The sequence below is a fragment of the Vagococcus vulneris genome (assembly GCF_003950515.1).
Taxonomy (GTDB): domain Bacteria; phylum Bacillota; class Bacilli; order Lactobacillales; family Vagococcaceae; genus Vagococcus; species Vagococcus vulneris.
Genome location: NZ_NGJS01000007.1, coordinates 109,543 through 118,567 on the forward strand (window position 1 = coordinate 109,543; position 9,025 = coordinate 118,567).

6 protein-coding genes and 25 tRNA genes are annotated in these 9,025 nt (G+C 39.6%); 2 read left to right on the top strand and 29 right to left on the bottom strand.

Annotated elements, in window-relative coordinates; translation table 11 throughout:
• Positions 1–57: 57 nt before the first annotated feature.
• The 3 genes from fusA to rpsL all read right to left on the bottom strand — a co-directional run bounded on the left by fusA (position 58) and on the right by rpsL (position 3,144).
• Positions 58–2,142: an elongation factor G gene (fusA, locus tag CBF37_RS06355; protein WP_125983908.1), complete on the bottom strand. Its 2,085-nt coding sequence runs from the start codon at positions 2,140–2,142 to the stop codon at positions 58–60.
• Positions 2,143–2,218: 76 nt separating this feature from the next.
• A complete protein-coding gene (rpsG, locus tag CBF37_RS06360) occupies positions 2,219–2,689 on the bottom strand; it encodes a 30S ribosomal protein S7 (protein WP_125983909.1) in 471 nt (156 codons plus the stop codon).
• A 44-nt stretch (positions 2,690–2,733) separates the two neighbouring features.
• Complete coding sequence (rpsL, locus tag CBF37_RS06365) at positions 2,734–3,144, bottom strand: 30S ribosomal protein S12 (RefSeq protein WP_125983910.1); 411 nt, start codon at positions 3,142–3,144, stop codon at positions 2,734–2,736.
• Positions 3,145–3,433: 289 nt separating this feature from the next.
• On the opposite strand from rpsL, the gene rpiA reads away from it, so the two are divergent.
• Together rpiA and gpmA are read left to right on the top strand one after the other, a co-directional pair.
• Positions 3,434–4,114, top strand: a complete 681-nt coding sequence (gene rpiA / locus CBF37_RS06370; protein ID WP_125983911.1) for a ribose-5-phosphate isomerase RpiA — start codon at positions 3,434–3,436, stop codon at positions 4,112–4,114.
• Positions 4,115–4,135: 21 nt separating this feature from the next.
• Positions 4,136–4,822 carry a 2,3-diphosphoglycerate-dependent phosphoglycerate mutase gene (gpmA, locus tag CBF37_RS06375; protein ID WP_125983912.1) on the top strand — a complete coding sequence of 229 codons (687 nt, stop codon included), beginning with the start codon at positions 4,136–4,138 and terminating at the stop codon, positions 4,820–4,822.
• Between the two features lie 577 nt (positions 4,823–5,399).
• Here the strand turns inward: gpmA and brnQ are convergent.
• From brnQ to CBF37_RS06505, 26 genes are all read right to left on the bottom strand, one after another.
• On the bottom strand, positions 5,400–6,746 hold the full coding sequence (brnQ, locus tag CBF37_RS06380) for a branched-chain amino acid transport system II carrier protein (protein WP_125983913.1): 1,347 nt from the start codon (positions 6,744–6,746) through the stop codon (positions 5,400–5,402).
• 73 nt (positions 6,747–6,819) lie between these two features.
• Positions 6,820–6,891 (bottom strand) — tRNA-Glu (locus tag CBF37_RS06385).
• A 47-nt stretch (positions 6,892–6,938) separates the two neighbouring features.
• Positions 6,939–7,026: transfer RNA gene (locus tag CBF37_RS06390), tRNA-Ser, on the bottom strand.
• A gap of 12 nt (positions 7,027–7,038) precedes the next feature.
• Positions 7,039–7,112, bottom strand: a tRNA-Ile gene (locus CBF37_RS06395).
• 13 nt (positions 7,113–7,125) lie between these two features.
• Positions 7,126–7,196: transfer RNA gene (locus tag CBF37_RS06400), tRNA-Gly, on the bottom strand.
• Positions 7,197–7,201: 5 nt separating this feature from the next.
• Positions 7,202–7,274, bottom strand: a tRNA-Asp gene (locus CBF37_RS06405).
• A gap of 3 nt (positions 7,275–7,277) precedes the next feature.
• Positions 7,278–7,351, bottom strand: a tRNA-Met gene (locus tag CBF37_RS06410).
• Positions 7,352–7,363: 12 nt separating this feature from the next.
• Positions 7,364–7,453, bottom strand: a tRNA-Ser gene (locus CBF37_RS06415).
• Between the two features lie 16 nt (positions 7,454–7,469).
• Positions 7,470–7,541, bottom strand: a tRNA-Glu gene (locus tag CBF37_RS06420).
• 21 nt (positions 7,542–7,562) lie between these two features.
• Positions 7,563–7,650: transfer RNA gene (locus CBF37_RS06425), tRNA-Ser, on the bottom strand.
• Positions 7,651–7,662: 12 nt separating this feature from the next.
• Positions 7,663–7,736 (bottom strand) — tRNA-Ile (locus tag CBF37_RS06430).
• Between the two features lie 13 nt (positions 7,737–7,749).
• Positions 7,750–7,820, bottom strand: a tRNA-Gly gene (locus CBF37_RS06435).
• Between the two features lie 9 nt (positions 7,821–7,829).
• Positions 7,830–7,902, bottom strand: a tRNA-Phe gene (locus CBF37_RS06440).
• 8 nt (positions 7,903–7,910) lie between these two features.
• Positions 7,911–7,983: transfer RNA gene (locus CBF37_RS06445), tRNA-Asp, on the bottom strand.
• Positions 7,984–7,986: 3 nt separating this feature from the next.
• A tRNA-Met gene (locus tag CBF37_RS06450) sits at positions 7,987–8,060 on the bottom strand.
• Positions 8,061–8,072: 12 nt separating this feature from the next.
• A tRNA-Ser gene (locus CBF37_RS06455) sits at positions 8,073–8,162 on the bottom strand.
• A 21-nt stretch (positions 8,163–8,183) separates the two neighbouring features.
• Positions 8,184–8,257: transfer RNA gene (locus CBF37_RS06460), tRNA-Ile, on the bottom strand.
• Between the two features lie 13 nt (positions 8,258–8,270).
• A tRNA-Met gene (locus CBF37_RS06465) sits at positions 8,271–8,344 on the bottom strand.
• A gap of 9 nt (positions 8,345–8,353) precedes the next feature.
• Positions 8,354–8,427, bottom strand: a tRNA-Pro gene (locus CBF37_RS06470).
• Between the two features lie 14 nt (positions 8,428–8,441).
• Positions 8,442–8,515, bottom strand: a tRNA-Arg gene (locus CBF37_RS06475).
• A gap of 9 nt (positions 8,516–8,524) precedes the next feature.
• Positions 8,525–8,610, bottom strand: a tRNA-Leu gene (locus CBF37_RS06480).
• A gap of 12 nt (positions 8,611–8,622) precedes the next feature.
• Positions 8,623–8,694: transfer RNA gene (locus CBF37_RS06485), tRNA-Gly, on the bottom strand.
• A gap of 12 nt (positions 8,695–8,706) precedes the next feature.
• Positions 8,707–8,779 (bottom strand) — tRNA-Thr (locus tag CBF37_RS06490).
• A 7-nt stretch (positions 8,780–8,786) separates the two neighbouring features.
• Positions 8,787–8,868 (bottom strand) — tRNA-Leu (locus CBF37_RS06495).
• A 9-nt stretch (positions 8,869–8,877) separates the two neighbouring features.
• Positions 8,878–8,950 (bottom strand) — tRNA-Lys (locus CBF37_RS06500).
• 2 nt (positions 8,951–8,952) lie between these two features.
• A tRNA-Val gene (locus CBF37_RS06505) sits at positions 8,953–9,025 on the bottom strand.

The window sequence follows — 9,025 nt, forward strand, 5'->3', positions numbered from 1 at the left end:
TTTTACTCCTTCATAAACCATAGTGTACATGATGTAACATTTTTTTCCTAGTCAAAACTAGTTAGCAGTTCCACCATTTTTCTTAATGATTTCTTCTTGGATAGATTTTGGAACATCTTCATAGTGATCAAATACCATCATGAATGTACCGCGACCTTGTGTTGCAGAACGTAATGTTGTTGCATATCCAAACATTTCAGCTAATGGAACAAGCGCGTTAACGATTTGTGAGTTACCATGAGCTTCCATACCTTCAACGCGTCCACGACGAGCTGTAACGTGTCCCATAATATCACCTAAGTATTCTTCTGGAACAGTAATTGTTACTTTCATCATTGGTTCTAAAATAGCTGGGCTTGCTTTTTTAGCAGCAGCTTTTAGAGCCATAGATGCAGCAACACGGAATGCTGTTTCATTTGAATCGACATCATGGTAAGAACCATCATAAAGTTTAGCTTTAATATCAACTAACGGATAACCAGCTAATACCCCAGAGTTCATTGAATCTGCTAATCCTTTTTCAACGGCTGGAATGTATTCACGTGGAACCACACCACCGACAATAGCATTTTCAAACTCGAAGCCTTTTCCTTCTTCATTTGGTGTGAATTCAATCCATACGTGACCGTATTGACCTTTACCACCAGATTGACGAACGAATTTACCTTCAGCTTGTGTACCAGAACGGAATGTTTCACGATAAGATACTTGAGGCGCACCAACGTTAGCATCTACCTTGAACTCACGACGCATACGGTCAACAAGAACGTCTAAGTGAAGCTCACCCATACCAGAGATAACTGTTTCACCAGTTTCAACGTTTGTTTCAACGCGGAATGATGGATCTTCCTCAGCAAGTTTTTGTAAGGCAATACCCATCTTATCTTGGTCAGCTTTTGATTTAGGCTCAACAGCCACTTGGATAACCGGATCAGGGAATTCGATTGATTCAAGAACTACTGGTGCATCTAATGCACATAATGTATCACCAGTTGTTGTGTCTTTAAGACCAACGGCTGCAGCGATATCTCCTGAGTAAACTTCATCAATTTCTTTACGTGTATTGGCATGCATTTGTAAGATACGACCGATACGTTCTTTTTTGTCTTTAGACGCGTTTAAAACGTAAGATCCACTTTCAAGGACACCTGAATACACACGGAAGAATGTTAGACGACCTACGAACGGGTCAGTCATAACTTTAAATGCTAACGAAGAGAATGGTGCACTGTCATCAGAAGGACGAGTTACTTCTTCGTCTGTTTTAGTATCTATACCTTTAATTGCATCAACATCAGTTGGAGCAGGTAAGTAATCTAAAACAGCATCTAACATTAACTGTACACCTTTATTTTTGAAGGCTGAACCAGCTAACACAGGGAAGAATTCAACGTTGATTGTCGCACGGCGGATACCTGCTTTTAATTCTTCGTTAGAAATTTCTTCGCCATCTAAGTATTTCATCATTAATTCTTCATCAGTTTCAGCGACAGCTTCCACTAATTTTTCACGCCATTCAACAGCTAAATCTTTATAATCTTCAGGAATTTCTGCTTCTTGAATATCAGTTCCTAAATCATTTGTATAAATTTCAGCTTTCATTTTGATTAAATCAATGATACCAGTGAAATTCTCTTCAGAACCGATTGGTAGTTGAATCGGATGCGCATTTGCTTGCAAACGGTCATGGATTGTTTTTACAGAGTATAAGAAATCTGCACCAATCTTATCCATTTTATTACAGAATACAATACGAGGAACTTTATATTCTGTCGCTTGACGCCATACTGTTTCAGTTTGAGGTTCTACACCTGATTGTGAGTCTAAAACTGTTACCGCACCATCTAACACACGTAAAGAACGTTGTACTTCAATTGTGAAATCCACGTGCCCTGGTGTATCAATAATGTTAACTCGATAACCTTTCCACTGAGCAGTTGTCGCAGCAGACGTAATTGTGATACCACGTTCTTGCTCTTGTTCCATCCAGTCCATTTGTGAAGCTCCCTCATGGGTTTCACCTAATTTATGGATTCTACCAGTGTAATACAAGATACGTTCAGTTGTTGTCGTTTTACCAGCGTCAACGTGAGCCATGATACCAATATTACGAGTTTTTTCTAGAGAAAACTCTCTTGCCATCTTTTGTTACTCCTCTCTCTACGATAAGTTCATTTTCATTTGTACTTTTTTTAGTGAGACACTAAAAAAGAGGATTCTACCAACGGTAATGTGCAAATGCACGGTTAGCTTCAGCCATTTTATGTACGTCTTCACGTTTTTTAACAGATGAACCAGTGTTGTTAGCAGCGTCCATAATTTCTTTAGCTAGACGTTGTTCCATAGTGTGCTCACCACGTAGACGAGAATAGTTTACGATCCAGCGTAATCCTAAAGTAGAACGACGATCTGGACGAACTTCGACGGGTACTTGGTAGTTAGAACCACCAACACGACGAGCTTTAACTTCTAATACAGGCATAACGTTTTCCATTGCTTGTTCGAAAACTTCCAATGGGTCATTCCCTGTAGATTCCTTAATAATATCGAAAGCATCATAAATAATGCTTGAAGCAACACCACGCTTACCGTCGATCATTACACGGTTGATTAAACGAGTCACTAATTTTGAGTTATAAATCGGATCTGGTAATACATCACGTTTTGTAACAGGACCTTTACGAGGCATGTGTACTCCTCCTTCCAAAAATTTGTTTTATTTATCTTTTAGTTTTATTTAGGTTTTTTAGTTCCGTATTTAGAACGGCTTTGTTTACGATCTGTAACACCAGCAGTATCTAAAGCACCACGAACGATGTGATAACGTACCCCTGGTAAATCTTTAACACGTCCTCCACGGATTAAAACAACACTATGTTCTTGTAAGTTGTGGCCAATCCCTGGGATATAGGCAGTAACTTCAATCAAGTTTGATAAACGAACACGGGCATATTTACGTAACGCAGAGTTAGGTTTTTTCGGTGTCATTGTACCCACACGTGTACATACACCACGTTTTTGTGGAGAGTTCACATCTGTTTGAGATTTTTTGAAGCTGTTATAACTCTTACCCAAAGCTGGAGAGTTAGATTTTGTAGTTTTTGATTTACGAGATTTGCGTACTAGTTGATTAATTGTAGGCATTTCACTTCCTCCTTCCTAAAAAGCTATCTTAGACCCACACATCCAGGTGGTTCTTTTTTTTAGTTAAAAAATTAATGCAAGCTCTGTAGCAATATAAGTTATATTCTACAGTTTATCACGTCTCAACGAGACCTGTCTTCAAGCACCTTTGTAACTATAACATGAAGGAGTAAAAATAGTCAACATGAAACATAAAAAAAATTATATTTATTTTTTGATTGAATATGCTTACAATAGATATATAGTCTTAACCTTTAGACTTAACTAACTTTTGGAGGGTTCATACATAATGAATTTAAAGCAATTAGTCGGAATTGAATCAGCAAAATACGTATTAGATGGTATGGTAGTCGGTTTAGGAACAGGATCAACAGCTTATTTTATGGTAGAAGAGATTGGACGGCGAGTGAACGAAGAAGGGTTAGATATTATTGGTGTAACAACCTCTAAAACAACAGAGGAACACGCTAAAAAATTAGGTATACCCCTAAAAAGTATCGATGAAGTTACACATGTAGATATTACTATAGATGGTGCAGATGAAATTTCTACTGACTTTCATGGTATTAAGGGTGGTGGTGCAGCACTTTTGTTTGAGAAAATTGTTGCTACTTACTCAAAAGAAGTTATTTGGATTGTTGATGAAACAAAGTTAGTCGATAAATTAGGCAAATTTCCTCTGCCAGTCGAAGTTATCCCTTATGGCAGTCAGCAGCTCTTTAAAAAATTTGAAGAAAAAGACCTGAACCCAAAAATTCGTCTATCATCTGATGGAAAACCATTGCTAACTGACAGTAAAAATTATATCATTGACTTGTACTTAGAAAAAATTGAAAATCCAACAGAATTAGCCAACTGGCTTGATCACCGAGTTGGTGTTGTCGAGCATGGTTTATTCTTGGATATCACGACATGTGTCATTGTCAGTTCAGAAACTGACGGTGTCAAAACCATAAACGTGTCGCGTTAACCTAGAAAGGGATGTTTATCTATGAAAAAATTGGTCTTTGTACGTCATGGATTAAGTGAATGGAACGCATTAAATCTATTTACAGGATGGGAAGATGTAGACTTAAGTGATAAAGGTGTACAAGAAGCCCAGGAAGCAGGAAAAAAAATAAATGATGCAGGTATTAAATTTGATATAGCTTATACCTCTTATTTAAAACGAGCTATCAAGACTTGCCACTATATTTTAGAAGAATCAAACCAGCTATGGATTCCTGAATTAAAATCTTGGCGTTTAAATGAACGTCATTATGGAGCCTTACAGGGTCTGAATAAAAAAGAAACTGCCGAAAAATACGGTGACGAAAAAGTTCATCAATGGCGTCGCTCATATGATACTTTGCCACCACTAATTGCTCCAGATGACCCTAAATCTGCTGTAAATGATCCTAAATATGCATTATTAGATAAACGCACTGTTCCTGGTGGAGAAAACCTTAAAGTAACATTAAACCGTGCTCTACCATTTTGGGAAGATCACATTGCTCCTTCACTCCTTGAAGGAAAGACTGTCTTAGTTGCTGCACACGGCAATTCTTTAAGAGCTTTAGCTAAACATATTGAAAATATCTCTGATGATGACATTATGGGATTAGAAATCCCAACTGGTCAACCTCTTGTTTATGAACTAAATGATGATTTGACATTAGATCGTAAATACTATCTATAAAATAAAAAAACCTCTAGTTACTAAAGGGGAACTGAACCCTTTAATAGAACATGTATAAAAACACTTATGCGATTACTTATTTCCAATAGTCACTTGGAAATAAGTAATCGCATTTTTGTTGAATTCTTTCTTTATTATAATAGTTGATGAAATTTTGTACAGCTTCAATTACACTGATAGTAGAGTTGTCGAGCTCTAGATGTAATGTGAATGTTTCAGCTTTTTGAAATGATTCTATCGAAGTATTATCAATAATTGTATAAGACAATATTTATCCACTAATAAATCCATAATATTCGATAAATAGAGACTTTTAGAAACATAATCAAGATATGCAATATCCGTTCCTATATTATTTCCACCAATGTCTTAACTTGATCTCTAGTACGAATGATGAGCTTGCCCATCATCCCTAAAGTTGATTTACCTTCAAGTTTCATTTTTTAGCTTCTTCTTTTACTTCTACAGAATAAGAAATTCTTTTGAGCACAAAAAAGATACCTCCATTGAATTCATGTAATGAAATAAACGGAGGTGTTTTCTATTTGTGAAATCCTTTGGATTAGTTCACTGATAATTAGTGGTTGTTTATTACCATTTTTAAAATTAATCCAATAATAAAACCAGTTAACGCACACGGTACCCAACTAAGACCCAAAGTAAATAAAGGAATATATCTCTCAGCTACACTAATTATTAATAACAAACCAGCGTGACTTCTTATTATTGTCTCTGGTAAAACATTAATAGTATCAATGACTGAAGCAATTAACGTCATTGCAGTAACAGATAAACAAACAATGCGATTATTTTCAAAGAACTTAGGAAATAATGACATTAATATCAGCGTAATTGCTAATGGGTATATAAACATCAGGACAGGCACAGAGATAGCAATAATACGTGTCAAACCAACGTTCGCAATAATCAAAGCAATAATTAGTGAAACTGTTACATACGTCAAGTAATTAAATCTTGGATACATATCGGTAAATGTTGTAGAAAAAGAAGTCGATAATCCGATTGAAGTTTTCACACAGGCAATAAGAACAATTGCAGCAAGCAAAACACCTCCAAAGTTACCTAAATAATGATTAGCAATTTGTGCTAGTGTGATGCCCCCATTAGTATTAATCGGCAATTCACCAAGACTCATCGCTCCCATTAACGATAACAGTGTATAAATAACTCCCATAATAAAGATACCGATTAAACCTGCTTTTGAGACTTCGAGTGCAACATATTTAGGCTTTACAATACCTAATGATTTAACACTTTCAATAATAATTGTTCCAAAGGCTAAAGCAGCTATTGCATCAAGCGTGTTATACCCAATTTTAAACCCTTCTAAAAACGAATGATTTTGATATATCGAAAGAGATTTAGCCTCACTAATTGTCCCCATTGGTTTTACAAAAGCTAAAACAATAATAATAGCTAGTAAGATTAAAAAAAGAGGCGTGAGCCATTTCCCAATATAATCTAAAACCTTACTAGGTTTTCTTGAAAAAAACCAAACAAACACAAAGAAAAAGAGGGTAAATAAAAGTAAACTAATTTGATAATTACTTTCATCAATGAATGGAGCAATGCCTATTTCAAAAGAAGTTGAAGCCAACCTAGGCATAGCAAATAAAGGACCAATGATCAGATACAGAACAGTCGTTAATATACGTGCGTATTTACGACCTATTTTAGAACCTAAATCCATTAAGCTACCACTGTCAGATATTCCAAAAGCAATAATTCCTAAAAAAGGCAGCCCGATTCCTGTAGTTAACAGCCCTACATTTGCTAACCAGATATCAGCTCCTGCTTCTTGACCCATCTGAATTGGAAAAATTAAATTTCCTGCACCAAAAAACAACCCAAAAACCATCATACCAATGTACAGCTGTTCTTTAAACTGTAATTTTTGTTTCATTAACTCTCACTCCCTTATAAAATTTACTAAAAAAAATAAGCTCTAAATTGTTAAACAATTTGAGCTTTCTCTATGACCCGTACGGGAATCGAACCCGTGTTACCGCCGTGAAAGGGCGGTGTCTTAACCGCTTGACCAACGGGCCAAATTATGTTATTAAATTTTTAAATAGATAATGAATGAAAACTACTATGGAGAAGGAGGGATTTGAACCCTCGCGCCAGTTTCCCGACCTACACCCTTAGCAGGGGCGCCTCTTCAGCCACTTGAGTACTTCTCCATCCTTAAAATATGGGCCTAAATGGACTCGAACCATCGACCTCACGCTTATCAGGCGTGCGCTCTAACCAGCTGAGCTATAGGCCCTAATTTAAAGAAAAGCGGGTGACGAGAATCGAACTCGCGACAACAGCTTGGAAGGCTGTAGTTTTACCACTAAACTACACCCGCTTAAACGGTTCCGACGGGATTTGAACCCGCGATCTCCTGCGTGACAGGCAGGCATGTTAACCCCTACACCACGGAACCTAATTGCGGAGGCAGGATTTGAACCTACGACCTTCGGGTTATGAGCCCGACGAGCTACCAGACTGCTCCACTCCGCGATATTATTAAAAAGGAGGATAAGGGATTCGAACCCTTGCGTGCTTTTACACACCTGACGGTTTTCAAGACCGTTCCCTTCAGCCGGACTTGGGTAATCCTCCGAATAAAAAATATAAATGACCCGTACGGGAATCGAACCCGTGTTACCGCCGTGAAAGGGCGGTGTCTTAACCGCTTGACCAACGGGCCGTCTAATGAAATAAATCATTATGGAGAAGGAGGGATTTGAACCCTCGCGCCAGTTTCCCGACCTACACCCTTAGCAGGGGCGCCTCTTCAGCCACTTGAGTACTTCTCCATCCTTAAAATATGGGCCTAAATGGACTCGAACCATCGACCTCACGCTTATCAGGCGTGCGCTCTAACCAGCTGAGCTATAGGCCCTAATTTAAAGAAAAGCGGGTGACGAGAATCGAACTCGCGACAACAGCTTGGAAGGCTGTAGTTTTACCACTAAACTACACCCGCTACTTCCAATGGCGCAAGACAGAATCGAACTGCCGACACACGGAGCTTCAATCCGTTGCTCTACCAACTGAGCTACTGCGCCAATAAAAACGGTCCCGACGGGATTTGAACCCGCGATCTCCTGCGTGACAGGCAGGCATGTTAACCCCTACACCACGGAACCTAATTGCGGAGGCAGGATTTGAACCTACGACCTTCGGGTTATGAGCCCGACGAGCTACCAGACTGCTCCACTCCGCGATATTATTAAAAAGGAGGATAAGGGATTCGAACCCTTGCGTGCTTTTACACACCTGACGGTTTTCAAGACCGTTCCCTTCAGCCGGACTTGGGTAATCCTCCGAATAAAAAAATTCATAACAATGGACCTTGTAGGACTCGAACCTACGACCGCCCGGTTATGAGCCGGGAGCTCTAACCAACTGAGCTAAAGGTCCAAGCTATAAAATATCGCGGCGGAGGGGATCGAACCCCCGACCTCCCGGGTATGAACCGGACGCTCTAGCCAGCTGAGCTACACCGCGTAATTAAAATCGGGAAGACAGGATTCGAACCTGCGACCCCTTGGTCCCAAACCAAGTGCTCTACCAAGCTGAGCTACTTCCCGTATAAAAGACCTGACGCACCCAAGAGGAGTCGAACCCCTAACCTTCTGATCCGTAGTCAGACACTCTATCCAATTGAGCTATGGGTGCTGTATATAATGCCGAGGACCGGAATCGAACCGGTACGGTGATCACTCACCGCAGGATTTTAAGTCCTGTGCGTCTGCCAGTTCCGCCACCCCGGCTGAAACATAAAAAGCGGAAGACGGGGTTCGAACCCGCGACCCCCACCTTGGCAAGGTGATGTTCTACCACTGAACTACTTCCGCTAAGAAATAGAATGCCGGCTAAAGGACTTGAACCCTCGACCCTCTGATTACAAATCAGATGCTCTACCAACTGAGCTAAGCCGGCTTTAAAATGCGGGTGAAGGGACTTGAACCCCCACGCCGTAAGGCGCTAGATCCTAAATCTAGTGCGTCTGCCAATTCCGCCACACCCGCAAATTTCAATGACCCGTACTGGGCTCGAACCAGTGACCCTCTGATTAAAAGTCAGATGCTCTACCAACTGAGCTAACGAGTCTATGGAGGTTAACGGGATCGAACCGCTGACCCCCTGCTTGTAAGGCAGGTGCTCTCCCAGCTGAGCTAAACCTCC

What these genes read in the sequence shown, in the direction of transcription:
- gpmA (WP_125983912.1), top strand. Translation starts at nt 4,136, where the DNA reads ATGAAAAAATTGGTCTTTGTACGTCATGGATTAAGTGAATGGAACGCA.
- rpsL (WP_125983910.1), bottom strand. Translation starts at nt 3,144, where the DNA reads ATGCCTACAATTAATCAACTAGTACGCAAATCTCGTAAATCAAAAACT.
- brnQ (WP_125983913.1), bottom strand. Translation starts at nt 6,746, where the DNA reads ATGAAACAAAAATTACAGTTTAAAGAACAGCTGTACATTGGTATGATG.
- fusA (WP_125983908.1), bottom strand. Translation starts at nt 2,142, where the DNA reads ATGGCAAGAGAGTTTTCTCTAGAAAAAACTCGTAATATTGGTATCATG.
- rpiA (WP_125983911.1), top strand. Translation starts at nt 3,434, where the DNA reads ATGAATTTAAAGCAATTAGTCGGAATTGAATCAGCAAAATACGTATTA.
- rpsG (WP_125983909.1), bottom strand. Translation starts at nt 2,689, where the DNA reads ATGCCTCGTAAAGGTCCTGTTACAAAACGTGATGTATTACCAGATCCG.